The 26849-nt window shown below is 31.7% G+C and carries 31 protein-coding genes and 2 pseudogenes; 11 read left to right on the top strand and 22 right to left on the bottom strand.

Going from position 1 to position 26849, the window contains the following annotated elements:
• The first annotated feature begins 107 nt into the window (after positions 1 to 107).
• Genes MHB74_RS13020 through MHB74_RS13030 form a run of 3 tightly spaced genes read left to right on the top strand, consistent with a single transcriptional unit; the run spans position 108 to position 2247 of the window.
• Positions 108 to 551, top strand: a complete 444-nt coding sequence (locus MHB74_RS13020; protein ID WP_061679025.1) for an NUDIX hydrolase — start codon at positions 108 to 110, stop codon at positions 549 to 551.
• A 30-nt stretch (positions 552 to 581) separates the two neighbouring features.
• Positions 582 to 1712, top strand: a complete 1131-nt coding sequence (gene dnaN, locus MHB74_RS13025) for a DNA polymerase III subunit beta (protein ID WP_061679026.1) — start codon at positions 582 to 584, stop codon at positions 1710 to 1712.
• Positions 1713 to 1734: 22 nt separating this feature from the next.
• Positions 1735 to 2247, top strand: coding sequence for an NUDIX hydrolase (locus tag MHB74_RS13030; protein WP_061679027.1), 513 nt, complete (start codon positions 1735 to 1737; stop codon positions 2245 to 2247).
• Positions 2248 to 2377: 130 nt separating this feature from the next.
• On the opposite strand, the gene MHB74_RS13035 is transcribed toward MHB74_RS13030, so the two are convergent.
• Positions 2378 to 3340, bottom strand: a complete 963-nt coding sequence (locus MHB74_RS13035) for an MBL fold metallo-hydrolase (RefSeq protein WP_061679028.1) — start codon at positions 3338 to 3340, stop codon at positions 2378 to 2380.
• A gap of 296 nt (positions 3341 to 3636) precedes the next feature.
• Here MHB74_RS13035 and MHB74_RS13040 point away from each other — a divergent pair.
• Positions 3637 to 4546, top strand: a pseudogene (locus tag MHB74_RS13040) (LAGLIDADG family homing endonuclease).
• Positions 4547 to 4702: 156 nt separating this feature from the next.
• The gene (locus MHB74_RS13045) at positions 4703 to 5098 is read left to right on the top strand and encodes a RidA family protein (RefSeq protein WP_061679029.1); all 396 of its coding nucleotides are present in this window, start codon (positions 4703 to 4705) and stop codon (positions 5096 to 5098) included.
• A gap of 710 nt (positions 5099 to 5808) precedes the next feature.
• On the opposite strand, the gene MHB74_RS13050 is transcribed toward MHB74_RS13045, so the two are convergent.
• The 6 genes from MHB74_RS13050 to MHB74_RS13075 form a co-directional block, all read right to left on the bottom strand.
• The gene (locus MHB74_RS13050) at positions 5809 to 6624 is read right to left on the bottom strand and encodes a YwqG family protein (protein WP_061679030.1); all 816 of its coding nucleotides are present in this window, start codon (positions 6622 to 6624) and stop codon (positions 5809 to 5811) included.
• Positions 6625 to 6716: 92 nt separating this feature from the next.
• Entirely contained in the window at positions 6717 to 7118 is a 402-nt protein-coding gene (locus tag MHB74_RS13055) for a DnaJ family domain-containing protein (RefSeq protein WP_061679031.1), read from the bottom strand.
• 22 nt (positions 7119 to 7140) lie between these two features.
• Positions 7141 to 8337 carry an alpha/beta hydrolase gene (locus MHB74_RS13060; RefSeq protein ID WP_061679032.1) on the bottom strand — a complete coding sequence of 399 codons (1197 nt, stop codon included), beginning with the start codon at positions 8335 to 8337 and terminating at the stop codon, positions 7141 to 7143.
• A gap of 79 nt (positions 8338 to 8416) precedes the next feature.
• Positions 8417 to 8782, bottom strand: coding sequence for a hypothetical protein (locus MHB74_RS13065; protein WP_061679033.1), 366 nt, complete (start codon positions 8780 to 8782; stop codon positions 8417 to 8419).
• Between the two features lie 261 nt (positions 8783 to 9043).
• Positions 9044 to 9415 (bottom strand): YxiJ-like family protein, encoded by a 372-nt coding sequence (locus tag MHB74_RS13070; RefSeq protein ID WP_061679034.1) that lies wholly within the window; start codon positions 9413 to 9415, stop codon positions 9044 to 9046.
• Between the two features lie 12 nt (positions 9416 to 9427).
• Positions 9428 to 10279 carry a patatin-like phospholipase family protein gene (locus MHB74_RS13075; RefSeq protein WP_061679035.1) on the bottom strand — a complete coding sequence of 284 codons (852 nt, stop codon included), beginning with the start codon at positions 10277 to 10279 and terminating at the stop codon, positions 9428 to 9430.
• Between the two features lie 179 nt (positions 10280 to 10458).
• Here MHB74_RS13075 and MHB74_RS13080 point away from each other — a divergent pair, with 179 nt between their 5' ends.
• Complete coding sequence (locus tag MHB74_RS13080) at positions 10459 to 10836, top strand: PH domain-containing protein (RefSeq protein ID WP_000522465.1); 378 nt, start codon at positions 10459 to 10461, stop codon at positions 10834 to 10836.
• Positions 10837 to 10957: 121 nt separating this feature from the next.
• On the opposite strand, the gene MHB74_RS13085 is transcribed toward MHB74_RS13080, so the two are convergent.
• From MHB74_RS13085 to MHB74_RS13105, 5 genes and pseudogenes are all read right to left on the bottom strand, one after another.
• The gene (locus tag MHB74_RS13085) at positions 10958 to 11431 is read right to left on the bottom strand and encodes a GNAT family N-acetyltransferase (protein WP_061679036.1); all 474 of its coding nucleotides are present in this window, start codon (positions 11429 to 11431) and stop codon (positions 10958 to 10960) included.
• Between the two features lies 1 nt (position 11432).
• Complete coding sequence (locus MHB74_RS13090) at positions 11433 to 11954, bottom strand: YfiT family bacillithiol transferase (RefSeq protein WP_061679037.1); 522 nt, start codon at positions 11952 to 11954, stop codon at positions 11433 to 11435.
• Between the two features lie 16 nt (positions 11955 to 11970).
• Positions 11971 to 12497 (bottom strand): annotated as a pseudogene (locus MHB74_RS13095) (GNAT family N-acetyltransferase).
• A gap of 63 nt (positions 12498 to 12560) precedes the next feature.
• On the bottom strand, positions 12561 to 13883 hold the full coding sequence (locus tag MHB74_RS13100; RefSeq protein ID WP_061679038.1) for an FAD-dependent oxidoreductase: 1323 nt from the start codon (positions 13881 to 13883) through the stop codon (positions 12561 to 12563).
• A gap of 71 nt (positions 13884 to 13954) precedes the next feature.
• Positions 13955 to 14734 (bottom strand): undecaprenyl-diphosphate phosphatase, encoded by a 780-nt coding sequence (locus tag MHB74_RS13105; RefSeq protein WP_061679039.1) that lies wholly within the window; start codon positions 14732 to 14734, stop codon positions 13955 to 13957.
• A 133-nt stretch (positions 14735 to 14867) separates the two neighbouring features.
• On the opposite strand from MHB74_RS13105, the gene MHB74_RS13110 reads away from it, so the two are divergent.
• Positions 14868 to 15074, top strand: a complete 207-nt coding sequence (locus MHB74_RS13110; protein ID WP_061679040.1) for a hypothetical protein — start codon at positions 14868 to 14870, stop codon at positions 15072 to 15074.
• 50 nt (positions 15075 to 15124) lie between these two features.
• On the opposite strand, the gene MHB74_RS13115 is transcribed toward MHB74_RS13110, so the two are convergent.
• The 4 genes from MHB74_RS13115 to MHB74_RS13130 all read right to left on the bottom strand — a co-directional run bounded on the left by MHB74_RS13115 (position 15125) and on the right by MHB74_RS13130 (position 18310).
• Complete coding sequence (locus tag MHB74_RS13115; protein WP_061679041.1) at positions 15125 to 15505, bottom strand: nucleotide excision repair endonuclease; 381 nt, start codon at positions 15503 to 15505, stop codon at positions 15125 to 15127.
• A 77-nt stretch (positions 15506 to 15582) separates the two neighbouring features.
• Positions 15583 to 16146, bottom strand: a complete 564-nt coding sequence (locus MHB74_RS13120; RefSeq protein WP_061679042.1) for a GNAT family N-acetyltransferase — start codon at positions 16144 to 16146, stop codon at positions 15583 to 15585.
• A 27-nt stretch (positions 16147 to 16173) separates the two neighbouring features.
• Positions 16174 to 16746, bottom strand: coding sequence for a hypothetical protein (locus tag MHB74_RS13125; RefSeq protein WP_061679043.1), 573 nt, complete (start codon positions 16744 to 16746; stop codon positions 16174 to 16176).
• Between the two features lie 133 nt (positions 16747 to 16879).
• A complete protein-coding gene (locus MHB74_RS13130; RefSeq protein WP_061679044.1) occupies positions 16880 to 18310 on the bottom strand; it encodes a PQQ-dependent sugar dehydrogenase in 1431 nt (476 codons plus the stop codon).
• A gap of 203 nt (positions 18311 to 18513) precedes the next feature.
• Between MHB74_RS13130 and MHB74_RS13135 the strand changes: the two genes are divergently transcribed.
• Both MHB74_RS13135 and MHB74_RS13140 read left to right on the top strand, forming a co-directional pair.
• A complete protein-coding gene (locus MHB74_RS13135; RefSeq protein ID WP_061679045.1) occupies positions 18514 to 18771 on the top strand; it encodes a hypothetical protein in 258 nt (85 codons plus the stop codon).
• Positions 18772 to 18925: 154 nt separating this feature from the next.
• Entirely contained in the window at positions 18926 to 19375 is a 450-nt protein-coding gene (locus MHB74_RS13140) for an NUDIX hydrolase (protein ID WP_061679046.1), read from the top strand.
• 42 nt (positions 19376 to 19417) lie between these two features.
• Here the strand turns inward: MHB74_RS13140 and MHB74_RS13145 are convergent, their stop codons facing one another.
• From MHB74_RS13145 to MHB74_RS13170, 6 genes are all read right to left on the bottom strand, one after another.
• Positions 19418 to 20533 (bottom strand): NAD(P)/FAD-dependent oxidoreductase, encoded by a 1116-nt coding sequence (locus MHB74_RS13145; protein ID WP_061679047.1) that lies wholly within the window; start codon positions 20531 to 20533, stop codon positions 19418 to 19420.
• Positions 20534 to 20658: 125 nt separating this feature from the next.
• A complete protein-coding gene (locus MHB74_RS13150) occupies positions 20659 to 21312 on the bottom strand; it encodes a YdeI/OmpD-associated family protein (RefSeq protein ID WP_061679048.1) in 654 nt (217 codons plus the stop codon).
• Positions 21313 to 21470: 158 nt separating this feature from the next.
• Positions 21471 to 22238, bottom strand: a complete 768-nt coding sequence (locus tag MHB74_RS13155) for an arylamine N-acetyltransferase family protein (RefSeq protein ID WP_061679049.1) — start codon at positions 22236 to 22238, stop codon at positions 21471 to 21473.
• A 138-nt stretch (positions 22239 to 22376) separates the two neighbouring features.
• Positions 22377 to 22880: a MepB family protein gene (locus MHB74_RS13160; RefSeq protein ID WP_061679050.1), complete on the bottom strand. Its 504-nt coding sequence runs from the start codon at positions 22878 to 22880 to the stop codon at positions 22377 to 22379.
• A gap of 108 nt (positions 22881 to 22988) precedes the next feature.
• Positions 22989 to 23357, bottom strand: coding sequence for a DUF4180 domain-containing protein (locus tag MHB74_RS13165; protein WP_061679051.1), 369 nt, complete (start codon positions 23355 to 23357; stop codon positions 22989 to 22991).
• Between the two features lie 202 nt (positions 23358 to 23559).
• Entirely contained in the window at positions 23560 to 24252 is a 693-nt protein-coding gene (locus MHB74_RS13170; protein WP_061676396.1) for an HAD family hydrolase, read from the bottom strand.
• Positions 24253 to 24701: 449 nt separating this feature from the next.
• On the opposite strand from MHB74_RS13170, the gene MHB74_RS13175 reads away from it, so the two are divergent.
• Together MHB74_RS13175 and MHB74_RS13180 are read left to right on the top strand one after the other, a co-directional pair.
• Positions 24702 to 25367, top strand: coding sequence for a response regulator transcription factor (locus tag MHB74_RS13175; protein WP_061680479.1), 666 nt, complete (start codon positions 24702 to 24704; stop codon positions 25365 to 25367).
• Complete coding sequence (locus tag MHB74_RS13180) at positions 25360 to 26811, top strand: sensor histidine kinase (protein ID WP_061680480.1); 1452 nt, start codon at positions 25360 to 25362, stop codon at positions 26809 to 26811. Before MHB74_RS13175 ends, MHB74_RS13180 begins: the two co-directional genes overlap by 8 nt.
• The last annotated feature ends 38 nt before the right edge of the window (positions 26812 to 26849 follow it).

The raw sequence follows: 26849 nt of genomic DNA on the forward strand, positions 1-26849 counted from the left end.
CATTTTCATTTAGTATTAATTTAAATCAATTTTACTATTAAACCGAGTTAATGATAGAATGATAAACAGACAGAAAATTCCTTTTATTAAAAATAGAGGAGGTACGTATGAAAAAAGTAAATGTTACATATGCACTTTTATACGATAAAACAAACGAAAAAATCTTAATGGTAAAAAACAAAGGGAAGAATGGTTCATATTACACGCTACCAGGTGGCGCAGTAAAACTGGGAGAAACGTTAGAAGAGTCAGTAATTCGGGAAGTGAAAGAAGAAACTGGTCTCCATATAACTGTAAACGGCATTTGTTACATTAGCGAAGCTTTTTTCGAAGAGAGAGGACACCATGCAATTTTCTTTAATTTTTCAGGTGAAATAATTGAAGGAGAGACAAATATAACAAGGCCAAAAGAAATTGAAGAGATTACCTGGATGGAATTACATAGAGCAGCACCGCATTTACGTATACCAGAACACTTATTAAAGATATTACATAGGAAAGAAACAGTACCTTACTTTTTTAACGGAACAATCGTTCATCAATCTTCATAACATTATCATTTCATGTAGGGCGGGGAAAAAATGGAGTTTATCGTTAATCATAAACATTTCACTCAAGCACTTTCTGAGGTAAGTAAAGCTGTATCTACTAAAGCTATAATACCTATATTATCTGGTATAAAAATAACCGCAGATCAATCTGGAATTACTTTAATCGCAAGCAATTCAAATATTTTCATTGAAAAATTTATCCCTAGTTCCAACGAAAACGACCAAATTACAACTATATTAAAAGCAGGAACTATTGTAGTACCTGCAAAATATTTCATTGAAATTATAAAGAAAATGCCAAGCGATGTATCAATAAAAAGTACGAATGAGCAAATCATTACGATACAATCAGAAGAAATTACATTAAACTTAAATGGACTTCCAGCATATGAGTTTCCGAATGTACCACTTATAGACGGTCATACAAAAATACAAGTGGAAACAGAACAATTAATTGAAGTATTTAAACAAACTGTCTTTGCAGTAGCTAAAAATGAATCAAGACCGGTTCTTACTGGCGTTCATTTAGAGTTAGATCATAATAAATTAATTTGCGTAGCAACTGATTCACATAGACTTGCTATACGCGAAACGATGATATCTACAGATGTGAAAGCAAGTTGTATCGTACCAAGTGCAACTATTAGTGAACTTTTAAAATTAATGAGCAGTAATTCAGAATTCGTATACATCTATCTTTCAGAAAGTCACATTATTTTTACATTCGGCACAACTACTTTATATTCAAGACTAATTGAAGGGAAATATCCTAATATATCTAGTTTAATTCCAAATGATTTTCAGACAGTCATTAGCATAAATAGAAAAAAGATTTTACAAGGTGTAGATCGATCAAACTTATTAGCAAGTGAATGGGCAAATAACAATGTCAACTTAGAAATCATAGACGCATCCACATTGAAAATTTCTTCTAACGCTTCTCAGATTGGTAAAATATCCGAGACACAACAGATAGATGCGATTCAAGGTGAAAAACAATTAAATATATCTTTTGATGGGCGATTTATGATAGATGCTTTAAAGGCGATAAAAGAAGAAACGGTTACTTTAAGTTTCAGTGGTTCTATGAGACCAATATTAATTGAAGCAGGGACGCAATCTGCAGCAGTACATCTTATATCACCAGTAAGAGCTAATTAAAAACGTAGGAAGGAATCACATTATGTACAATCATACTTTATGTTTTATAAAAAGAAATGAAGAGATACTCATGTTAAATAGAGAATATGACCCTGTAAAAGGATTGTGGAATGGAGTAGGAGGAAAGATTGAAAAGGGAGAAACACCTTTAGAAAATGCAATTCGTGAAATAAAAGAAGAGACTAATATAGAAGTTACGTATGACCACATTCAATTTAAAGGTATTATTAAATGGGAGGACTCTTCATATTCTGGCGGCATGTATGTTTATCTAATAGAGCTACTGAATGAATTTACATATCACACTCCAAAAAAGGTCTCAGAAGGAATTCTAGACTGGAAAGAGATTTCTTGGATTCTAAGTGACTATAATTACGGCGTAGGAGAGATGATACCTAATTTTTTACCGGAATTACTCCACAATGAATTAATATTAGAGCACAATTTTGTTTTATCTAATCATAAATTAATAGATTATAAGAATGCAGAATTGATTAAGCAGGATAGTTCTATAGATAATGTAATTCGATTGTAAAAAGCAGTAATGCACATCTATACGAACAAGTAGAGTTTCAGATAGCGTAAAGGCAAACATAGTGAAATAAACTTAAATACAGAAAAAGAGCGAATCACTTATAGGAAGGTTCGCTCTTTTTTATTTATAATTAAATTTCTTTCCACCAAGCTGATGATGGATAGTCTGTAGATTTTAACGTAATCGATTCACCAATTTGCGGCGTTGCGATTTTAACTCCTAAACGCTTAGCTTCTTTCGTTACTCGTTCAATTGGATCACTCCATTCATGTAATGCCAATGTAAAAGCACCCCAATGAATCGGAAGCAGTAGATCTCCTTTCACGTCAATATGAGCTTGAACTGTCTCTTCAGGTAACATATGAATAGCAGACCATCTTGTATCGTATTGTCCGCATTCCATCAATGTAAGATCGAATGGACCGTACTTATCACCAATTTCCTTAAAGTGAGGAGCATAACCGCTATCACCACTAAAGAAAACTCTAGTCTCTTGTCCAAGAATAAGCCATGAACACCATAACGAACGATCTCTATCTGTCATACTTCGTCCAGAAAAATGCCTTGCAGGTGCACAAACTAACTTTATAGTATCAAACGCAATTTCGTCCCACCAATTATGCTCACTAATTTTACTAGGTGAAACACCCCATTTAATTAAATATTGTGCAACTCCAGTTGGGACATAAAAGTGTTTTGCACGATCTTTTAACATCATAATACTCTTGTAATTCAAATGGTCATAGTGATTATGAGAAATGATAATCGCATCAATTTCTTGAAGATCTTCACGTTCTAAAGAAAAAACACCACTATAACGTTTACTAGTGAACACAGGAAATGGGGAAGAGGCATCTCCAAACATCGGATCTAATAACAATTTTTTCCCTTCTATTTTCAAGAGAGAAGCAGAGTGCCCAAACCATGTCACACTCTCTAAAGACTCATTATTTTTATCCGATAAAACAATAGGTAAATTTTTTAAAGGACGCAGCTTTGATTTCATTTTAAAGTAATCAGTCATTAAACCGATAATATCTTTCGGTTTAAAACTTACATCAGTATGAATTTGATTTATATATTTCTTTTTCATTCGTTCTCCTTTTTACGTTTAACAATATACGTATGTTGTTATTGTAGCTAATTGTAGTGTAAACGAAATTATCTTACCTTTCATCTTAAACGCAGTACATTTCATAAATTTGTCAAATTCATTATTCTTATATATAAAATGAAAATCATATAGCAGCAGAGGAAACTAATATGAAGTAAATGTAAATTGTTGTGATTTAGTAAATTCATTCTTATACGCAACAAAGAGCATACGTTTCGTTGTGTGTTATAGAAGTAAATAGATCTCTAAATAATAAAAGGAAGGAGAAGTTGTAAATGCAAACAGAAAAAAACAAGAAATCAAAATGTAAACTATCAAAATCTGAAATAACACAGCTATATACAGAAGGGAAGAGTACCCCAGAAATAGCTACGCTTGCTAATGTGTCTGCTAGGTATATTCGTATGGTTTTAACAGACAATAACGTTCCAAGGCGCGCTATAGGGAGTTGGAAGAGGCAGTATGCAATAGCAGAAGATTATTTTAAAACGTGGTCAAATAACATGGCTTATATTTTAGGGTTTATAGCAGCAGATGGTGTTATACAAAAAGAAAATCAATGTGTCAGTATATCTCAAAAAGAAAGTTACATTTTAGAAGATATAAAACAAGAACTTAACACAAACCAGCCACTATATCAAAACAAAAACACAGGCGTATATATGCTAAACATTAATAGCAAAACAATAAAAGACGACCTTATGAACATTCACGGAATTAAGCCGTGTAAATCTTTTAACATTGAATTTCCATTTGTACCAGAAGAATATTTACATCATTTTGTTCGTGGATATTTTGATGGGGATGGTTACGTCAAGTATGAAAATTATATAGTAAGCTTTGTAGGATTATCGCGTTATTTTATCTGGAAGAAAATCAATACAACTATTTTCAAATTGGATTTATAAAGACAAAGATATTTATTTGCATAGAAAATATAAAGTGTTTCAGAAAGAAAGTCTAAGTTTAGACCAATTACAAGATCGAAAACTAAAACAAACCCAAACTGCTGTTAAACAAAGAAAACAAAATTTTCTTAAAGAATATGCGGAAAATAAATGTAGTGCTACAGCTTGTTCAAATTTAGAAATAAGCGAATCAACTTTTAAACGTTGGCTAAAAAATGATAATCAATTTAAAAGAGAGTATGAAGAAATTAATTTTGATAAATCCAACTACCAATAACTAAATTTAAAATTCTAGATGACCTTAGTATAGGTATTAACATAGCCATACTAAGGTTTTTTAGTTGAAATCATTAAAGGATTCTTATTTTTATTTATAGAACATAGTAAATACATAGATTTTATAATTAATTTACTAAAAAAGGAGAGAGACACCTTGCAAAAGAAATTTATCAATCCAGAAACAATGCCACCAACTTTCGGATACTCACATGTAGTCGAAATTAGTAACGCAAAACGAACAATTTACATATCTGGGCAAGTAGCAATAAATACTGATGGTCAAATAGTTGGTGTTGGTGATTTAGCTACACAAACGCGACAAGTATTCGAAAATATTAAATGTGCATTAGAAACTTTGGAATTACAATTTAATGATGTAGTGAAATTAACATTTTTCTTAACAGATATTTCTCAAATGGCCATTGTTAGAGATATACGAGATCAATACATTGATACTAAAAATCCACCAGCAAGTTCAGCTGTAGAAGTTAGTAAGTTAATTAACGATAACTTATTAATTGAAATCGAAGCAATTGCTGTAGCAAACTAATTTTAAAAACTTATTATGAATCATATCCATGCAATTCATTTTAAATGAATTGCATTTTTTATTGTCTTAAATATGATTTATTTCTGGAGACATCATCAACAACTCATAAAACAACAACAAATAAGCACACAATCGATCACACAGAATAAATCCAATGAAAAGGGGAGCCTAACAACTTAAACTAATATTTAATAAGTTTATTATTTTCAGTTAGTTAACATAATATATATTATAGGCAGTTATAGAAATAAAGCAATATCAGGTATCAAAAACCAAGTAAACTATACTTAATGAGACGGAACAGAGATTTTTAGTGAGATTCACATAAAATCTTATCTAAACGAATTTCTACAGTTTTTATCGTTTTTTTTTGTTATAAATCCATCACAGCAGATTTTAATCAATAATCGCTTTAGATTTAACGAATCAAAAATATTTTTGAGCGGCAAGAAATTTTTATACAGAAAAATTATTTCTATACAAAACATAAAATAATAATTTTATTTTATGTTTTACTTAATGAATTTATTGCTATTTGCACACATTTGATAACTTTACTTTATTTGTAGCTATTTATGTTTTTTACGCTTGACTTTCATTACATTCATTGTTCTACATTCTAGTTAACATAACGTTCATTTTTAACATAAAAAAATCTCCCTCACCTTCAGGAAGATTTTTTAGCTTGCTAGTATTTCATTTATAAATTTTTAATAACAATCCCAATTATAAATAACATTGGAAAAATCTAGATTTAACAGATCGTCTTTTTTTATAAAGAAATTAGCAACACCAGAATCTCCCCATATAATATTTAATGAATCGTCTGTATCGATTTGCAGTAATAATATATCATGTTGTTGGTATTTTTCTTCCCATTCTCTTGGATCTGTCTGTGTGAAAAATGGATAACCACCAATTTTATGCCCTTGATCTTTACATAAATCATCATACAGTTCGCCTAATTCTGTATTATTTTCTTCATCAACAATTTCTTCCCAATCAATTTCCTCGCTAAACATCTTTTCAAATCGATAATCCCTTGGTGTTACTGGTTGATAACCTAATTCAAACTTTAATTTTGCTGCTTCAGGTATGATAAAGTTCTCTAATTCTAATGTGTTTAAATAACTAAAATCAGTAATAACATTATTTAAATCTTCTATAATTGTAGAATGATAAATAATTCGAAAGTCTTTTTGGGTTGTTGGATGGTCAAAATCTGCTCCGTAAAGCTCATCATCAGCACTTACGAAAAATTGTAACATTCCTTCCTGAGGCATATATTCAACATGCGGCATTTCTCCAAAGTTTAGCTGCACAAGTAACATCATAGGTTGTCCATTTGAATCTTTAGGATGCTCTTGATCTATAGGTAAATACGGATAACCACCAAACTTACTTTCAAAAAGCGTTGTCTCTGCTAATGTTCCAGACACTTTAATATACGGTTTCACACTTTCTTCTAAAATACTACGATACTGCTCTAGTTCTTTCGGAATTTGAAGTTGATACGTATTCTTCATCACATTTGCCTCCCTTTAATAATGAATTGAAAATGCCTTGCTTAATTATATAGCAAGAGATAGCTTCATTGAAAATTGTTAAAAGTCCGTTTTCACCCTTTCACCCTCGTTTTTTGCGCACTTGGTGGACAAAGTAAGTTATGTTCTAAAACCTTTTTATTAATAGTTCGAATTAAATCCGCTGCTTCTGCAGTATTTGTATTTTTTTTTAGCCTTTCTTTTAAATCATCAATTTCCTTTGAAAGCTCAATCCACCTAGGTAAAACATGATTATTCTTTAACGTTCTATAAAGTTGCTTTTCAGGATTGTACGAAAGGTCTTTATCTAGATTTAGAGGTTTCCCTTTACCAGGCATATTATCAAAAGACCCTTTCTTTTCTGCTTCTTTAACGATAGAACTAATATGATCCTCATACGTATAGGACCAAACTTTCTCATCTTTTACTAATATCTCTTGTTTTTTTAGTTTTTTATCTAGTTCTTCTTGATTCATAGATTCTCTCTCCTTTTTATTTTTATAGTGTGTTTTTTGTAAGTTTTAAAGCTTTCAGCCCGTCAAATAACTTTTCTCGCCACCAAATGCCGTCATGACCGCCTTGGAACTCTTCATAAGTAATTTGGTATCTGTTTTCTTTTAAAGCTTTATATAGGCGTCTATTAGCTGTTAAAAGAGGTTCGTTTTCAATCTCTCCGGCTGCTATATAAAAATGAGGTTGAGTTGCATTTGGACCAATAGTTGAAATTTGATTTTCAATCGAAGGAATTTTATTTTCATGACCATCTTTTTTCCAATGAACGGATCCAGACATTGACAACACGTTTCCGAAAATGTGTGGATTTTGAAGCGCTGCATAACAAGCTGCTAAGCCACCAAGACTGAACCCAGCAATTGTTGTATGTTTCGCTTCTTGATGCACACGATACTTCGCCTGAATCCATGGAAGTAATTCCTCTGTTAAAAATGTATTCATTTTATCGTTATAAGTTAGCTCTTCTAGCCGATCAACAGGATCTATTGCAACAGCAATACAAGATGGGATTTCTTTTTCGTAAATTAAATAATTGAGTGTTCTTGCGATTGAAAGATTATTAATGAATGAATTCCCATCAAATACAATGAGAAGTTCTTGAAGATGCGAAGTGTGAGAATAATCATGAGGCGTATAAATATGAATTTTACGTGTGTTATTTAAAATCGTACTATGAAAAGAATATGTTTCAATTCTACCAGATGGATAATGGTTTGAAGGAAAACGACTGCTGTACTGCACTTCCATGCCTATGTTTAACACAGACGCTTTATGGGTACCTTCTCCAAATGTATTTCTATTAAATTGGTCTAGTTCGTACTGTTCACTACGCTTTATCCAATCATTTTCGAAAACATCGTTTACTGAAAAATAATACGTTGAAATAAAACTCTTATCCGTCCTAAACGTCGCATACCAAATATCTGTCTGTAACAATCGTTTTAATTGATTTACAGACAGATCCCAACCAGGAAAACTGCCGAATACATAAACGTTTTCAGTTTTTCGATCCCCTAACCAAATATACGTTATATGCCTATACTTATTATCTAGAGGACATTGTTCTATTAGTGGCGTATTATTCGACTTTATTTCATGCAAAAAAGTATAAAAAGCTTTCTCGTTTCCATTCTTTAATTGATTATTAAGCTCCTCTAACTTAGGACTAATTATTGAAGTCACCCATCTTCCTCCTTTGTATTTCTTTTCACTAGATTGCTTTTATAAAATTTAGGATTAGGATGTTATGTATGTAGATGAGTTATTTATTAGAAAGTTTATCAATTGCTTGAATAGAAAGTTCCAATGCTTTTATCCGTCTTGTTAAAAGTGTTCTTTGAGGACTTCCAGCTTTAGACTTATCATAGGCCCTCTCTATTGATGGAAGTAAACCAGCAAGGACATTACGAGCTTCTGCTAACTCTTCTTGACTATACTGGTGACTTTCTTGATTCCAAACGTTTTCTAGCACTGCTAAACCTACGCAAACTGCTTTAAGTCGTTTTTTTACTAATGTAGTATTTGCACCTTTTTCAGTCATCTGTGATAGTGCGTTTTCAAGTTTACGAATTGTCGATTGTAAAGATTTTATTGATTCCAATTTATCTATATTTGATACGTTATCCATTTTAATGTTGTCCCTTCTCGTTTTGTTATTGATAAAATAAGCACTTAATTTTACTCAAAATATTTTAACATAAATAACAAACTTTATTTGAGTTGGACAATGCATAAGCGGAAAACAATCGTTAAATGCCTCTCTCCTTCCTTACATCATTCTATAAGTACTTCTTTCTGCACATTAAAATCCCTATTTAAACAAGGTATAAATATTGTCTTTTTTATGAACAAAAAACGTACAAGCAGAATAACTTGTACGTTTTAATTTTTATTCAGTAAGATAATATAGTAATAGTTTTCGGGTCTTCTCATAATTCATGAAATCTCTATACAAAACGGGATACTTTACAATTTCTGATTCTATAGAACGATATTGTGGAAACCATTCAAAAAAAGATTTCCTTAGCCACTTTATTTGCTGATACGTAATGTTCTGTTCGTTTCCATTTAGTACAGAACTTAAAGTGCCTGCTGTATGCATCCAATAATGATTAAAATCAGCATTTATATAGTCATCTTCGGTAAATTTACTTTTTAAATCTCGCTGCAATTTTCCTATAGCACGATACGGAAATGGTTTTTGCAGTGGACTATGCATTTTCTGTAATTCATTAAAAATAATCTTTTTAACTAATAGCAACTTTCCACCCCTTTATTTCTCTATCCAACTTAATAATTTTTCATAATGATATTGAGCATCTGTATAGCCGAGATTATATAAATTAGCGAGTTTTTCTTTATTTCTTTCTATTCCGCTTATAGGAAGCTGTACGCTAGGCTGAATGACATAAAAGTTGTCTTTTTGTTCTTTATGATTCATATAAGATATCGTCTCATTATAAAAACGATAATGTTCTACTAAAGATTCTGCGATATTCGGGTATTTTCTATATAACATTTTAGCCAGACCTGAAAATTTGTTACGCTGCTTCTCATATCCTTCTGGCTTCGTCATAATCACAACGTTCTTTTGAAAACCATCAGTTTGCGCTTTTAGAACCGGTATAGGATCAATAATCCCTCCATCTAGCAATTTTCGATTGTCATAATCTACTGCAGGTGCTATAAACGGGACAGAGCTTGATGCACGAATGATTTTTAAAATATCATTTCCATGTTCTGTTTTATTGTAATAAACTGCTTTTCCTGAATCACAATCCGTCGTTCCTATGACAAACTGTTCACTTGAGTTTAAGAAAGTTTGAAAATCAAATGGAACAATATTATTAGGCACCTCATCAAATAAAAAGTCCATTCCGAATAATTCACGTTTTCGAATCAAATTGCGATAAGATATATACCGGTAATCTGATACTAGCTCTGTATTTACTTTTTTATTTCTTCCTTGTTGGCGTGATAAATAAGTGGCTCCCATACATGCTCCTGCGGATACGCCGACTACATAAGGAAAGTATAAGTTCTTTTCCATAAAATATTCGAGTACTCCCGCAGTATATAACCCTTTCATTCCTCCGCCCTCTAATACTAAACCGATATTTTTCATACTATATCCCTCTGCTTCTTTTTTCTTACTTACATGTTAGCACAAGATTTTAAGATGAGGTTATATAAATTGCTTGCAACTATAACCAGAAACTGCTAAAGCAATGTCATAATTTCTTAGTAAATATCATGGTACAATATAAGTAACACTATCCATAAATAATGGAGGAGGAATTTTATATGGGTTTATTTAGCGGTATTTTAGGAAATGCATCAAATGCGAGTACAGAAAGTGTAGAACGTGATTTAGAAAAGATTATGCTAGACGATGAGAAAGTTGAGCATGCTTATAAATTAATTCGTGATTTAATCGTATTTACAAACCGTCGTCTTATTTTAGTAGATAAACAAGGGATATCTGGTAAAAAAACAGAGTATCATTCAATTCCTTATAAAAGCATTACACAATTTAGCATTGAAACAGCTGGGCATTTCGATTTAGATGCTGAGCTGAAAATTTGGGTATCTAGTTTGAGTACGCCAATTACGAAAGAATTTAAAGGTGACGATAGTGTTTTAAGCATTCAAAAAGCGTTAGTAACATATACGACAAAATAACGTCTTTTTGTATGTTTATTCACATCTGAAATTACTAACCCGATTATTTTGGAAGAATATGCATTGAATTTGTATATTTAATCTTAAATAACATAAAAAGGTAAAGCGTATTTTAAATGCTTTACCTTTCTTTTTTGTAATAAATAAGTGTAGTTTTATCATTTAATTTCTTTATTATTTCCGTTCTTTTATACCCCATCTTTTCGTATAGAAAACAATTTCTTTCTTCTTCTAAAATCGTAGCAAGTTCAAAACTCCGTACTTCTGGAAACATCTTTTCAATTAGAATAAGTACCTTCTGAGCGATTCCTTTCCCTTGATAGTTTGGATGAATGAACATTGGACTAATCCAAAATTTATATGGTATTTCTTTTTGAGATATACATATGGCTCCAACAAGGTTTGAATCTAATATCATCTTATAATAGTTACTGTTAGGATTATTTATCCTTAAAATAGTTTTTTCAATAGATTCATTTGCTGGATTTGTATTATAGTCTTTATATTTATTTAATAAAGGGTTAAATGAGTCTTTTTGCATTTGAAATAAAACTGCTGCATCATTTTCTATCGCCTTCTTTAAACTAATCTCCATGTTACCAATTTAGTCGTTTTCTTAATGAAGTTATATGAGCAGTATGATGACGTCCGTGCCATGCATATAGTCCAATTGCAGCAGCAAGTTTTGTTTCACCGGTATCTGGATGGTTAAATGTCTTTTCTAAATCTTCCAGTTCTAGAGAATATAAAAGGTTAACCCATCTTTTATGTAATGAATCTAACATTACTAGTGAAACATCTACTGGTAATTTAGAATCAGGTAGTTCTGCCCACTTCTCTTCTTTATATGGTTTAATCGTTGGATTCTTTTCTGTTAGTGCTAATTTAAAACGTATGTAGCTGTTCATATGGCTATCAACAACGTGATGTACAACTTGACGTACTGTCCATCCACCAACTCGATACGGTGTGTCTAACTGCTTCTGATCTAAATCTTTGATTGCCTTTGTTAGTTCATCAGGTAAATCTTCAATTTCTTGAATCCATGTATCAATCATTTCTTCAGTTATAGGACGTTTGTAAGTAAATTGGCCAATTGGATAACGTAAATCATTCATGAATAAGTCCCCCTTATTATAAGCGCGAAGTATTTCTCCATATATAATGTACAAACTTCATATGTTCCCCGTTTAATTCTACAGAATTTGTATCTGCTTCGTTTTGATAAGAAGAAAATCCGCTTTTTTCTAGTACAATTTGTGATGCGAGATTATTAGTAGTTGTTTTAGCAAGAACTTCATTAATTTCATTATTTTTCGCTACGTCTAGCACTAATTGTACAGCTGCTGTTGCAACTCCTTTTTTAGTAAACTTTTCTCCGACTCGATAACCTAACGAACTGCTTCGATTTTCCGCATCTATATCTACTAAATTTATTCGTCCTACAATTTCTTTTTCTTCATTACGAATTAAATAGAAATAAGAATCTCCATCCGCTTGTTCTATTAATAAATCATCTAGTAGTTTTTGAAAATATTCAAAATCAAAATATTGCGAGCCACGATTTGGTACCATTGTTTCAAAAAAGATTTATTCGTAAGTTCAAACGTAAATAAATCTTTCGCATCGTGTTTCTTTAATTGTTCTATGTATATTTTCATCTCACTTACTCCTTCTATATCTACTAACTGTTATATATTCTTTTTTAATCAACTATTTTCCTTCTATTTCTTTCGCTTCAGTAACACAGCAAGTAGCACTTTCGGATGAAAGAGGTGCAATGGACTACGAATTAAATTCATTACTCTTACCAATCGAATATAAACGTCAGAATCAATTGCAGATAGTTGATATATTTGTTTCGTATACCATTGCTGAAATTTTTGCTTTATCGATAATTCTCTTTTTAGCTGAGGATGACGTGATATTTCCGTTGTAGTCATTTCCCAAGGAGTTTGTATGATATGAACGGTCCTTTTATAAAACTGCTGAGTAAATGCTTTATCAAGTATTTGTCTTCTTTGCAAAAGTAACTGTAATTGGTGAGCCTCCATAGCAGCAACTGAAACACCTTGCCCGAAAACAGGATCGAAACGACAATGTGCATCCCCAACTACTAACAGTCTTTCAGGTAGATTATTCACTAAATCAAATCGCCGACGTACTTGATAAGGAATTTTGTACGTTTTGATATCTGAAATGGCTTCTGCTTTATTTAGAAATTCTGTAACATTAGAGATTGATAGGTTTTCAGCGAAATTATAAAAATCTTCATCAGTTTGTGGTGCTTTCTCATTTGCGTACCCGCTGAAAGTAACAAAATAACGATGATCCTCGATTGTTTGAATAAGAACACCATACGGATTGTCAGGGAAACTTGGAGACATTAGCATATTACAACAGTCAAATTTCTCATTTTCTTTGAGTTTAAACATTCTAGTTGCGTAAAATAAATCAATACGCACTTTCTCTTCTTGCACTTCGATATTGTGTTCGCGTAACCACGCTATACTTTTTGAACCAAATCCACTCGCATCAACGACAATATCTGCTTGGATTTCTTCCTGCGAGCTAGTTTCTAAACATTTAGCTTTTACTCCACATACTTTGTTTAGATTTCTATCTACTAATAACCCTTCCACCAATGTTACATATTTAGTCGTAACATTTGAAATATCATCAATTCTTTTTTGGATATGCCATTCAAGCAAAAACCTACTTTGTTGGATCATATGTACTTTTCCTATGAATTGCTGTTTCCATAAACCAAATTGGTGCCATTTTATATCACGAGTAAAGTTATTTACGATACTACCGGCTTCAATTAGTTCATTAGTGATAGCAGGAAACAATTCCTCAATTGCTTTTTCTCCACCCTTTAATAACACATGTGGATGACTACTTTGCGGAACTCTTTTTCTCGAAGCTTTTCCATCCCATCTTTCACCAGCTTCTATAATGATTACTTCTTTAAAAGTAGTTGATAATGCTTTTGCTGCGAGTTTCCCTGCGATACTTCCGCCAATCACAATAGCCTTATTAAACATATTTTCCTCCTTAATGAAAAAAGATCCTGCCTTGTATGAATGAAACAGGATCTAAACGAATAGTTACCACATTAAAACACGTTAGTATATTGCAACGTTAAAATTAAAATGCCTAATCCCCATACGTAATACGCGAATACTTTTAATGAGTGACGTTTTAAGTATTGAATCATCCATGAAACAGCTATGTAACCGAAAAATGCTGCGGATAACGTTCCGACGATTAAAGATGTACTGGAAATAGATTCTGCTTTCCCTTGATAAACATCTGCTAATTGCAAAATGATAGCTCCGACAATGGCTGGCGTTGATAACAAGAAAGAAAAGTAAGCAGCAGTTTCACGGTCTAACTTCCTCCATAATGCAGCGACGATTGTCATTCCAGAACGAGAAATTGCTGGGAAAATAGCTGCAGCTTGAAAAGAACCGATAATTAATGCATCTTTATATGTAATGTCATCCATTTTTTTACGACCATTCTTTTGTTTGTCTGCCATGTAGAGAAAGAATCCTGTCACTAAAAATTCCCAACCAATTGTAATACCTGTTTTTGAAATATCTTCAAAGAAGTCTTTAAATAACAGTCCAATTACAACTGCGGGTATCGTCCCGACAATTAGTAATAACATGAGTTTTGAAAATGGATTTTTAATTAAATATATAAATTCTTTTTTGTAATAAATAAACACCGCAAGCAAAGTCCCAATATGCAACATCGTATCTAAAAACAATCCTGCTTCATCTAATTGAAACAAATGCCTTCCTAAATAAAGATGACCCGTACTACTTATCGGTAAAAACTCTGTTAAACCTTGTATGATCCCTAAAATAAAAGCTTCTAACCAATTCATGATAGTCCCCTTTCTCGTTTGCTTGTACCAATATATGAAGGTTAAATTTTCGATATGAAAAAAACTATATTTCTCTATGAATTTACCTTCATTTTATGGATATATATGTAAAAAAGGGGTCAGGAGGGTTACTATGTGGCAACATACGAAATTCGGCAATGTATTACTTTGGATAGGACCAATCCTTGTGTTTGTAGGGTTATGTATGACAAATGTTATTTCAGATATTCCTTTTTTTGAAGGGAAACATAAAACGCTTGGAATCATAATTTTATTTATAGGGCTTTTCTGTTTAATTGCTGCTAATCATTTTAAAAAAGGAGAAAGAAATGAAGAATGAAACAATAAAAAACAATCCTAGTATATATGCTAGGATTGTTTTTTTGTTACTTATTTATAGAACACTTTATCAACGTTATATTTTGCTTTATATTCATTAATAATGTATGTTTCGTAAATTTCTCTTTCTGTTGGATCTTCTACGATACATGCATCAATGCGGTATACTTCATCACGGTGATTTTTAATTGGTGAAACATTGTCTTCAAAATGCTTCTTAATACGTTGTCTAATTTTACGAGCTTTACCTACGAAAAGAAGTTCGTCATTAATATTGTAAAACATAAAAATGCCGCCTTTATCTCTAGGGAACAAGTGGAAATCGATAAAACCATTAATTGGAGTGATTATTGGCTCGTCTCCTTTAAAAACTTGTTTACGTTCAGTAATTGAAACATTAGCTTCAGGAATATTAATTTTAATCAAGTTCATTCACGTCCTCTTTTATTATAAAGATAAATAATAGCATACATATGTAAGAAAAGCTATGTTCAGAGGCATATTTCATTTTATAATTCAAATATTATAGGAGTATCATGTAAACTTTTCTTCCAAATCATATGATCACTTGATTCTCCCCAATAATCCTTCAGTACATAACTAGGCTCTCCAAACTTCTTTGTCCATATACTTTGCGCTTTTTTGTATCCACTATCTAAACAGTATTCTGTTATTCCTCTGCTAAGTAATGTAATATACATTGCATTTAGTAATACATTGCCTATGCCCTTTCGTTGATATTCAGGTAGTACAAATACTGTTCCTATTTCATATAAATCTTTAAGAACACCGCCTGTACAACTATGAATCAATGTACTTGCTGGACCGATTTCAATTGTTCCTATGATTTTATCGTTACTTGTATCAATTGCTAATAAAAAGTAACGACTTTCTCCGTTACTCTCCAAATCATTTTTCAAATACTGTTTTTTCGTATGTATTTCATTTTCTATGTCATCCAATAATTTTGATAACCATTCATTTTTAAATGTATGAGTAATAACAAGACGAAAAAACAAATTAAGTTCATTTAAATCATCCGAATTTGGCCTTCTTATTTCAACGTTATACACGACTTAAATCTCCAATCTTTGAAAATGTTAAGACAATACTTTATATACTCTATTCAACATTATTCTACAAAGGCCTGCATAGAACCAACAATATAGAAAGCTCAGTATAAATATCGATAATATAACTTTTATATCCATAGTTGTATGAACAGTAGGACCTAATACAGGAAATCGAAAGACATCAAGAACGACCATAATTCCTATAAGTAAACATATCGCTGAAAAGGAAACCACCAAAATCCTCCTCTTGAATTGTATAAAGGATACTCCTAACGCTATACCTAATAAACCTGTAGTAAAAGGAAAGACAATTAATTCACTTGGCTCAATAATAAATATTAGGAGAATAGTAAGAATATAAGAAAGTATTCCCTCGCGAATAGAATAACAAATAGCTAAAAAAATCGGTAACGTAGCAAAAGGGCTAATAAATAAGCCAATACCAGGGATTAAGTTCCCCGCCGATTGAAAAATAGCAGCAAGTGAACCGAATAACGCTGTAATGACTAACCTTTTTGCTGGCGTCATCTTTTTTTTGTGAACAAAATTGGTATCATGCGCGATCATCGGTTGATACCAATAGTTTCTAAAGTGATTCATCAAAATCCCCCTAAAGATATATAATTTATCACTTTCTATTTTTATTCATACACATTTTGTTTATTTATTACCTTCTTCAAGTAAACCATAGATAATAATTGTATTAAGAATGAATCTGCGAGTTTATATCATATTAAAGAACAACTTCAAAAATAGTACCTTTGTTAAAATCAGTTACTTTCATAGAACCGTAAACTCCTAAATATAATCTGGTTTGATCTAAGTTTGTTCCTAAACTCATAAAATAAGCTGCTTGCTCACCAAAATCATAATTAGTTTCAATAACTTGAAAATCATTACGTGTCCCGTCTATACCAGCTCTAGAATAGGCTAACGCACCCTTTACTGGAGACTGAGATTTTTCTTTCTTAGCAAGATCAGTAAACACGATGCTACCCGTTAAACTAGGTAGTGCAGTTCCCATATAGGGCTGGACTCCTGTAAGTGAAGTTCCTCCAAATTTATCTGGTCTGGAATCTTTATGAAAATAACTGATTAAAGGCTGGATACGCTTTGCGGAGGTTTCTATTGTTTCATTATAATAAGCCATTGTTCTCTCATCTAAAGTAGGATTCTCAGAACAGTGCCTTATAAAAGAAGTAGGTAATTCTCCTTCCCACCCTCTCCAACCAAAATTAATAAATCCATATTGAGTGGGAGTATCTCTTATTAAATGGTTTTGAACAAGTTCGGTAACTGGTATTGGTTTATATTGAACAAAAGAAAAAATAGACTCTACAATATCCTGCCCAACATTTCCGGTATATTTGATATATTGATTATAAAACCTTTGAAATGAAATACCTGTTATATTACGAACGCCTTTTGCAATTACCGTAAGTGTTTCTTGTATAGATAAAGGAAGTTCATTAAAGCGTGTAACTACTGGAGGATTGTTTATGGACGTATTTTTACTTATATCGATTTCAATTATTTTACCCGCTATTTCTAAATCATCTTGACTTAAATTAAATGGATCATAGCCTGAACCGCCATCTCCATTTGTAAAAATCAGTTTTCCAGTCTCAGGTGAAAAGTTTAAGCTATTTACTCCATTATGATTAAAAAATGGCCGTTTTATATTCAGTAATGTTCGTCGCTTTTGAGGTTGACCGTTTGATTGTAAAATCCATTCTTCAATTGTATCAATATGATCATATTGAGTATCTCTATTTATCCACTTTAAGTTTAAAGTTTTCGGGTCACACGGATTTGGTTTAAATTGTTCAGAAAGTGCACCTGTTCCTTGAGTCTCAGCCATTGAATAATGAAGATAAAATAAGCCATTATGATTAAATTGCGGATGAAACGCTAATCCCAGCAATCCGCGTTCATCATAACCGCTACTAGCAACACCTTCTTCAAATGTGCCTAGTTTAATAATTCGGTGACGAATATTTAAAAATGTCTTTATAGCTCCGTCTCCTATGTAAAAAACCTCCCCTAATTGAGTTGCGATAAATAGCCTTTCGGTCGATTCACCTGGAAGTATAGCTGTTTTTATTACAGTTGGTAAATTTAAGTTATGAACGATGGGCTGTAAACGAACCTTAACTTTTGTCAATTAACTGTACACCTCTTTTTATTCTTTTTAATAGAAGAATATGATTAGAGTGGTTCAATTAGTATCAAAACTATAGACATGAAAGCGTGATATCCCTGTTCGTACAAGTCTGTTTTCTATTTAGCATCAATTAACTTACATTCCTTTTTATTGAATTTTTTTGATATAATGTAAGTATAAAATATAAATTAGGGGGACAATCCATGGCAATCTTACTACAAATCATCGTACCACTTATATGTGCTCTATATTTATTTACCCTATATCGTAATAGTACAATTGGAAAAGCCGCTTTTCTCTTAGCAGTCGTTATTGGGATTTTTGGTTTAGAGAATATCTTTCAATATGCTAGTTTAACAAACCATACTATTTATCCATATTGGGGTGGTTTGAAGGCTGTAATCTTTGTTTTATCAGTTGTGTTTTTATTCAAAAGAACACCCACTTCATATAACAATTAACTATAAGGGGTATCGATAGAAGTTCGGAGAAAAACCACGCTAAGTAAATTTTGATAGGTAAAAAGCAGTTTTTGCCCAGTTATGATTAAACATGTTTATGAACAATTAATTATTCATATTTATTTAAAGATTATTTTGTGGAGGAAGTTATACAATGAGAGCACCATATCAAGTATTGATATTTCCTTATATAATAACTGATGATTCTATTCAATATGCTATTTTTAACCGAAGTGATTATGGTTATTGGCAAGGAATTGCTGGTGGTGGAGAAGATGGTGAGACTCCTATTGAATCAGCAAAACGAGAATCATTTGAAGAGGCTGGTATTTTAAGAGAATATCCCTATATTAAATTAGATTCTGTGTCTTCACTACCTGTAGAGGATGTAGTTGGAGAATTTCTTTGGGGAGAAGATATTTATGTAATAAAAGAATTTTCTTTTGGAGTTAAAGTTCTTACAAAAAATATTTCATTATCAAAAGAACACCTCAATTATAAATGGTTATGCTTTGAGGAAGCAGTAACGCTTTTGAAATGGGATAGTAACAAAACAGCATTATGGGAACTAAACAAACGGTTATTAAAGCAATTAAAAAATTAGCTATAAATAAAAAGATTAGGAGCGTATCCTAATCTTTTTTTGTTATTCAATTGCACCAGCAACGTCATAATCGTTTAAATCTAATTCTATTGTTTGGCCAAGTGCTAATTTAGCAAGTTCTGATCCTAAATATGGACCGGCAGTTAAACCAGAAGCACCTAATCCGTTTGCAACGAGAATGCCTTTAAAGTTAGGTAATGGTCCGATAACAGGTAAGAATCCTGGAGTAAATGGTCTAAATCCAACTCTCGTTTCAAGCATAGTACTATCTTCTAAACCAGGCGCAACTGTTAATGCTTTATGGAATACTTCATGTAAACCACCTGCTGTTACACGGTGATCGAAACCAGTGTCATTCTCATGTGTTGCACCAATTACGACGTGACCATTGTCAAATGTTAAAATGTATTGATCGTTTGGCGGCATAACAACCGGCATATTTTCTGTTGCTGTATTTTCAATTTGTAAATGAACAATTTGTCCTTTTTGGAATGTAACTAAGAAATTAATTCCTAATGGATTCAAGAGTTCGTTCGCCCATGCGCCTGCAGTCACAATGACCTTTTCTGCTAAAATTGTTTCATCGTTTACTGTAACTCCAGTAATAAGATTACCTTCACGAACTAATACAGCATCTCCTTTTATAAAAGTAGCACCATGTTTTTTCGCAGCACTTATTAATGCGTTACGTAATAATCTTCCATTTACTCGTGCAGCGCCACTAATATGAACAGAACTATATTCTTCTGATAATGCTGGGAATAATTTTTTCGTTTCTTCAGCTGATAAGCGAGTGATTTCACCAATCTCTGGTGCATCTTCACGTCGTTTATAAGCTCGCTCTTCCATTTGATCTAGTTTTTTCTCGTCAGTATGTAAACTAATTGCACCTACACGGTTGTAACCTGTATCTGTTTCACCGTCTTCTTCTAATTGTTGAATTAACGAAGAATAGTAACGTGCACCGCCTTTAACAATTTTATACCATGCTTTATTACGACGCTGTGAAAGCCAAGGACATACAATACCTGCTGCTGCATCGGTTGCTTGACCTAATTGTTGGCGATCAACGATAGTAACATTCGCACCTGCTTTAGCAAGATGATAAGCAGTAGACGCTCCTAAAATACCAGCTCCAACTACAATATACGATTTCATTTCAAACACCTTTTCTCTTTTGCTAATTATTTAAATATAAGAACATACTTTAGTATACTGAAAGGAATTCTTTTTTCAATGTGCTAAGTGTAATTAATTGTTGCATCATTGTGACTTCCTTATCGTTATTTTTTCTTCTTACGGAATAATTCAATTGTTTTATAACCTTGTGAAAGGATTTCAATCATTTTCTCCAGACGTTTATCACGTGTTTTTTCTTGTTTTACAGAAAATAAATTACGTGCCCAATCTTTTTGATATCCAGGTGTTAAACTTTGATAAAACGTAAGTTCATTTGGATGATTAGCCAAGAGTGCTTCAACGTCTTTAATACGATCTGCATAATCGGCAACACATTGACTCATAGCAGGCGTTTTCTTCTCTTTTTTCTTTTCACGCTTTAAACCTACTACAGTAAAGACATCGTCCATACTTACCATTCGTGCAAACTTAATATCACTCTGTCCTACATACCCATCTTCGCCAACGTTTAATGCTGGGAACATTTCATCACGGTGAATAAACGTACTGTAACGAGAATTACCTTTTTTCGGATACGCGAAGAATATGTAGCCTTTTTCAAGTAGTAATTCTTCATTACTAATAATATAATTCGTTTGTTTCACCATTTCATCAAGTGTTTCTACAAAAATAAAAATGGCATCGTGTTCTTTTGAAAATGCAGTTTCTTTTCCTGTAAAAATGTCATAATCATTAGGTTCATTAATTACGACCATATTTGTATACTTATTAAGTTTCAATTTATCAATAATTGACATAAAAATCTTCCTTTACATTCAAAATTCATTGTTTATAATTTTTCATACTGTTCTAGTGTATTATATCTAATTAGAAAATCAAACTTTAATAGTTATTTTAAATAAAAGTTAATAAAAATAGCCGATTCTGCGTAAGAACCGGCTAGCTATTCGTGTCATCACAACTCAATAGCAAATAAAGTATATAAAAACGCTCTATATTGATCTTCTGTAATTTCACGTTTCACTTTTTCACCATGAATGATTTCAGTTAAACTCGTATTCGTTAAAGAGACATGGCCAGAGACCGTCAATTTAACTGCAATTGGTCTTTTATTGAAAATAGATTTCTCATCTTCTATTACTCTTTTTTGAACATCATTCACTACTGCCTCATCAATGATACGATTATAAAATGCATGACAAACTTTCCACTCACCGTTCGTATCTTTTCTTTCTAGAACGTAATTTCCTTTACTTGTATCTTTTCGTCTCACTCGATACGTACCATTTTTAGAGGAAACAGCCCCACCAGTAAAAGGTACAGGGACTAGAGGTACTAAAGAAGCAATACCTACATCAATTAAGTATCGTACGTTATCATAATTTAAAATAATCGTTATATGTCCATCCTCAAGTGCCCATGCGTTGATTTCATTTTTATATACGGTACCAAGTGCAAGTTGTACATCATAACCACAATCTTGTAAAAAGTAGTAAAAAAGAGTATTTAATTCATAACAAAGTCCGCCGCGGGACGTATTTAAAATTTTATTCTGTAAATTTTCCATAGTAATTGTATTCGCATTACGTGCTATAACATCTAAATTCTCAAATGGTATAGTGTGTGCGAATGCAAAGAGAATTGTGTTTAATTCTTCAAAGTTCACTTCAGTACGGTTTGCAAGATTCAATCTTGTAAAAAGCTTATGTTGTAGACTTGTCATAGTCAGCACCCCTTAACATGTATAAGTTAAAATAGCATATGCTGATTGTAAATTTGAGGGGGTCCTGAAACAATGTACATTTCATTTAACTGTACCGGTACAAAAAGTCCAACTCACTAGATTACATAAGAAAAGAAGCTACAAATACAAATTTAATAGTTTATCTATAGGTAAATTATTAGCATCACTTAAATCAACAAAATATTGAAGTTGCCACAATTGGCTCTTTTTCGCTTGATTGCTAACAGGAGTATCCCAAAGCGGATATATTCTCATAGCCATTTTGCCTTTTTGACTTTGCGTTTTCAATATTTTTTCTTTAAGAAGAATTTCTTTAGGGAAAACAAATTGTCCTAGTTTATTATCATCAATGCAAGTGATAACTAATAAGTCAGGAGCAGCGTCATAAGAAAATGCTTGATTTTGCATATTGTCATCTTTCTCCCAAAAAGAAACAAATTGCCCGATTTTATTAGGCGTAATTTTTGATACTCTAAAACGGGTAGTTTTGTTATTTAAGTGAAATAAACAACCGGCATATTCTGCGTTTTGCTGTTCTTCTTTTAGATTCGTGATTATTAATTTGTTAGGTTTGTAAATTATATTGTTTAAATTTCCAATTACATCATTAAATTTGTTCAAGAAAACTCCCCCTTTATTCACCTCTTAGTTTATCACAAACATCAGTTCTTCTATATCGTATATAATCATGAACTAAGTGAAATGAGGGAATTTAGCAGGATATAATTATTACTTTAATGTACTTAGTTTTTCAATTGCTTGTTGTTCAGTTGATAAGTAAAATATATCTCTACCTTTATTACATTCATAAATAAAATCCTTTAAGCTTTTACTAGTATACATAGAGAAATCCCCAACAATAGCAAACTTTACCTTGTAGTTTATAAACTTTTGAAGAATATCGCCCGCAAGACGTGTCTTTAGATCAAAGAAGTCTTCGCTTATTAAAGATTTTGGGATAATAATATGTTTTGCATCTACCTCATATTGAACTGTTGCCATAGTATCTAATGCAGACTGAACATCCGATATTAATACCTTATCGTTTCTAATGACCGCAATATTGATTCCATCGACTACTACTTTCTTTATCTTCATAGTCCCACCCCTATATAATTTACACAGTATGAGTAAAGTCGTTTTACAAAACTTAGTATTAATCATAGATTAAATTAGCCGTAGCTATTAAAATCGCCTCTATTTTTTATTGTAAATATATACTTTTTAGTATTAATACGGTCAATGAAATTAATGATAGTTTCTCTTTTTTATATTTTTGAATATATATATGAAATTGCTTTTACTTGTTATAAAAATATTGTGGAGTAACATAACTTAACAAACTATCCAAAGTGTTAATCTCGGCATATGGTTGTATTTGGGTAGTATTCTTGATTTTCTGAGGGTTAAACCACACACCTTTTATATTTGCATTTTGAGGACCAGCAATATCCTTTTCTAAGTCATCCCCAACAAATAAGGTATTTTCCGGCTGTGCATTTAGCTTACTTAATGCTAGTTCGAATATACGTTTATCAGGTTTACTCAATCCCACTTCTTCCGAAATAATGATTGTATCAAAGTAATTGTTTAAATTCGTATTAATTATTTTAGCCTTTTGCCTCTGAGTTGAGCCATTTGTTATTATTCCCACTTTAAAGTGTTTCTTTATATGATTTAAGAAATGAATAGTATTTTGGTCAATTGAAAAACATTTAGGGAAATGTTCATTCCAAAAATCTTGGATATACTTGCGCGGCAATCTATATTTCGGCGCGAATTCATCAAATAATGATTCTATAACTATCGTTTTATCACTAATGCCATATTCCCTTTTATCGTACTCTTTAAATTTCTGTAACATATTGTTTTTGACTGTATCACTAACATCCTCATAACACTTTTCTAAAACTAATAAAAACAAGTTATCTACTGCTTTATCCCTATCAAGTAACGTATCATCTAAATCAAACAGCATCACTTTATAACCCATCAAATAATTTCACAACCTTTCTCACATAATTTAAATAATCCTTAGTTCGCACCTTAGGCCTTTACTAAATTAGCAAAAAAACTCCAAAGTTTGTGGCGTACGCTCTAGAATTTCGCCAGCTTCTTTTATATTTAAATTCATCTCCCTTTCTCCCTTCTATTAAAGTTCCGAAAATATATTTTCAAAAAGTTTAAAAAACTACATACATTTTACATTATTATACATTAGTTTTTCGTAAATATTAATCGTTCAGTTTTCTATATGATAAGTTTTTTTATGCACACAAATATTTCTCCATAAAAAGGGAAGTTCGGTAATACTACTTTTTTACGGAGAATACACAATCTTGAAAAATGGAGTTAATATGTTAAACGTCTTATGAAGTTTCCTACTGTATCTCCACATAAACTACAGATAGTACGGCTATAATGACTACCAGAGGTGATATTATGAAAAACTATCATATCCTCGTGGTTGAGGACGATCAAGAAATTCAGGAATTAATTAAACAATTTTTAATGACACAACAGTATACAGTGGTAGTTGCTTCAGATGGACTAGAGGGTATGACACAATTTAATAAGCAATCCTTTGATTTAGTTCTTCTAGATGTAATGATGCCCAATCTTAATGGATTTGAAGTTGCTAAAATGATTCGAAGTCAGTCAAACATACCAATTATTATGCTAACTGCGTTAGAAGAAGAGGAAGATCAAATGAAAGGGTTCGATCTTGGGATTGATGATTATATAACAAAACCCTTTTCGTTTCATGTTTTGATTAGACGAGTCGAAGCTGTACTTAGAAGAAGTTATGATAAAAATATAAATAATCATTTGGTATTTAAAGAAGTGTGCATTGATGTTGATGCATATCGAGTATATGTAAATGATGTTGAAATTTTGTTAACGACAAAAGAGTTCGAAATTCTACAACTCCTATTTCAAAATGAGAGAAAAGTACTGACAAGAGAAAATATCGTAGAAAAAGTTTGGGGATACGATTATTTTGGGGAAACACGAATAATAGATACACATATTAAAAACCTACGTAAAAAACTAGCTATCCCCTACATTAAAACAATAAAGGGTATTGGTTATAAAGTTGATGAATAAAATTTTAAAAGTCATGAAGATGAAGCAAATTACTTATAAACTCTTTATGACTACATCTCTCATTTTGTTATCCTTTGCAGTGTTGATTTATTTAACTTTATATTTCTTTCTCCCTACGTTTTATGAGCAATACAAAACAGATCAACTTCAAACAGGGATAAAAGAGATAATTGATAAGTCCAAAAATATTACGTTTCAAGATGCGATACCACTTTTTGATGAATACGCAAAAAAAAATAACGCCATGCTTTCGCTTCAAAATAAAGAAGGAGTAATTATTTACTCGCCTTCATTTTCTTTTATTCAAAGTGGTACACAAACAACAGTAGTTACTAAGGCAACACGAATTGATAATACGGGTACTATTAGCAATTCGTATAATGTTACGGAACCAATTCAATTCCAAGATGGTAGTTTAACGCTTGTAGTGTTCGCAACATTTCAACCGATAGATGAAGCTTCGCAAGTATTAGTACGTTTTCTCCCCTATATTAGTATCATTGTACTCGTAATTGGTATAGGGAGTGCTTATTTCTATTCCAGGTTTATTACAAAGCCACTTATTTATATTAATGAGGGTGCACAAAAGATGGCAAATTTAGATTTCTCCGAAAAAATTGAGGTTCGCTCTACAGATGAGTTAGGAGAATTATCTAATAGTTTGAATGACATGTCTATTAACTTACAACAAGCTATGTTTGATTTAAAAAAAGTAAATGAACAATTAAAAAATGATATTGAAAAAGAAAGAGAAATAGAAACTAAACGCAGAGAGTTTTTTGCGATTGTGGCACATGAATTAAAGTCCCCTCTTACTGTAATGAAAGGATACTTAGAAGGGATGATATACAATATTGGGCCTTATCAAAATCGTGATCAATATTTAAAGAAAAATCATCAAATTATTGAAAGTATGGAACAATTAGTTCGTGAAATTTTAAGTATGTCAAAGTTAGAACAACACACTTTTAAACTAAAAATAGAAGAGGTTAATTTTTTAAAGTTAATAGGTACAATCACAAAAGATCTCGAATTTTTCGCTTCTCAAAAAAGCATCCAAATAATAAAAGAAATTGACTCTGACTTTTCTGTTTATACAGATCGTGTTCTTTTTGAAAAAGCATGTAAAAATATTATCCATAATGCAGTTATGTATTCACCACATAATGAAAAAGTCTATATAAAGTTAAATAAGGATTCTAAACATGGTCAAATCAAAATGCAAATTATAAATACAGGTGTCAATATTAAAGATGAAGATATACAACAAATTTTCAAACCATTTTATCGAATTGAAAAATCTAGGAATCGAAATACTGGAGGAAGTGGTTTGGGGCTATATATTGTTAAACAAATTCTTGAAACGCTAAATATAAAGTATTCTATAAAAAATATGGAACACAGTGTGCAATTTTGCATGAACATTCCTTTATCTAAACAATAAACAAACTCCCCTCTTAGTAGGACGAGTTTGTTTGTTTT

It is taken from the genome of Bacillus sp. FSL K6-0069 (assembly GCF_038007785.1).
Taxonomy (GTDB): domain Bacteria; phylum Bacillota; class Bacilli; order Bacillales; family Bacillaceae_G; genus Bacillus_A; species Bacillus_A mobilis.

What these genes read in the sequence shown, in the direction of transcription:
- MHB74_RS13020 (WP_061679025.1), top strand. Translation starts at nt 108, where the DNA reads ATGAAAAAAGTAAATGTTACATATGCACTTTTATACGATAAAACAAAC.
- dnaN (WP_061679026.1), top strand. Translation starts at nt 582, where the DNA reads ATGGAGTTTATCGTTAATCATAAACATTTCACTCAAGCACTTTCTGAG.
- MHB74_RS13030 (WP_061679027.1), top strand. Translation starts at nt 1,735, where the DNA reads ATGTACAATCATACTTTATGTTTTATAAAAAGAAATGAAGAGATACTC.
- MHB74_RS13035 (WP_061679028.1), bottom strand. Translation starts at nt 3,340, where the DNA reads ATGAAAAAGAAATATATAAATCAAATTCATACTGATGTAAGTTTTAAA.
- MHB74_RS13050 (WP_061679030.1), bottom strand. Translation starts at nt 6,624, where the DNA reads ATGAAGAATACGTATCAACTTCAAATTCCGAAAGAACTAGAGCAGTAT.
- MHB74_RS13055 (WP_061679031.1), bottom strand. Translation starts at nt 7,118, where the DNA reads ATGAATCAAGAAGAACTAGATAAAAAACTAAAAAAACAAGAGATATTA.
- MHB74_RS13065 (WP_061679033.1), bottom strand. Translation starts at nt 8,782, where the DNA reads ATGGATAACGTATCAAATATAGATAAATTGGAATCAATAAAATCTTTA.
- MHB74_RS13075 (WP_061679035.1), bottom strand. Translation starts at nt 10,279, where the DNA reads ATGAAAAATATCGGTTTAGTATTAGAGGGCGGAGGAATGAAAGGGTTA.
- MHB74_RS13080 (WP_000522465.1), top strand. Translation starts at nt 10,459, where the DNA reads ATGGGTTTATTTAGCGGTATTTTAGGAAATGCATCAAATGCGAGTACA.
- MHB74_RS13085 (WP_061679036.1), bottom strand. Translation starts at nt 11,431, where the DNA reads ATGGAGATTAGTTTAAAGAAGGCGATAGAAAATGATGCAGCAGTTTTA.
- MHB74_RS13090 (WP_061679037.1), bottom strand. Translation starts at nt 11,954, where the DNA reads ATGAATGATTTACGTTATCCAATTGGCCAATTTACTTACAAACGTCCT.
- MHB74_RS13100 (WP_061679038.1), bottom strand. Translation starts at nt 13,883, where the DNA reads ATGTTTAATAAGGCTATTGTGATTGGCGGAAGTATCGCAGGGAAACTC.
- MHB74_RS13105 (WP_061679039.1), bottom strand. Translation starts at nt 14,734, where the DNA reads ATGAATTGGTTAGAAGCTTTTATTTTAGGGATCATACAAGGTTTAACA.
- MHB74_RS13110 (WP_061679040.1), top strand. Translation starts at nt 14,868, where the DNA reads ATGTGGCAACATACGAAATTCGGCAATGTATTACTTTGGATAGGACCA.
- MHB74_RS13115 (WP_061679041.1), bottom strand. Translation starts at nt 15,505, where the DNA reads ATGAACTTGATTAAAATTAATATTCCTGAAGCTAATGTTTCAATTACT.
- MHB74_RS13125 (WP_061679043.1), bottom strand. Translation starts at nt 16,746, where the DNA reads ATGAATCACTTTAGAAACTATTGGTATCAACCGATGATCGCGCATGAT.
- MHB74_RS13135 (WP_061679045.1), top strand. Translation starts at nt 18,514, where the DNA reads ATGGCAATCTTACTACAAATCATCGTACCACTTATATGTGCTCTATAT.
- MHB74_RS13140 (WP_061679046.1), top strand. Translation starts at nt 18,926, where the DNA reads ATGAGAGCACCATATCAAGTATTGATATTTCCTTATATAATAACTGAT.
- MHB74_RS13145 (WP_061679047.1), bottom strand. Translation starts at nt 20,533, where the DNA reads ATGAAATCGTATATTGTAGTTGGAGCTGGTATTTTAGGAGCGTCTACT.
- MHB74_RS13150 (WP_061679048.1), bottom strand. Translation starts at nt 21,312, where the DNA reads ATGTCAATTATTGATAAATTGAAACTTAATAAGTATACAAATATGGTC.
- MHB74_RS13155 (WP_061679049.1), bottom strand. Translation starts at nt 22,238, where the DNA reads ATGACAAGTCTACAACATAAGCTTTTTACAAGATTGAATCTTGCAAAC.
- MHB74_RS13165 (WP_061679051.1), bottom strand. Translation starts at nt 23,357, where the DNA reads ATGAAGATAAAGAAAGTAGTAGTCGATGGAATCAATATTGCGGTCATT.
- MHB74_RS13170 (WP_061676396.1), bottom strand. Translation starts at nt 24,252, where the DNA reads ATGGGTTATAAAGTGATGCTGTTTGATTTAGATGATACGTTACTTGAT.
- MHB74_RS13175 (WP_061680479.1), top strand. Translation starts at nt 24,702, where the DNA reads ATGAAAAACTATCATATCCTCGTGGTTGAGGACGATCAAGAAATTCAG.
- MHB74_RS13180 (WP_061680480.1), top strand. Translation starts at nt 25,360, where the DNA reads ATGAATAAAATTTTAAAAGTCATGAAGATGAAGCAAATTACTTATAAA.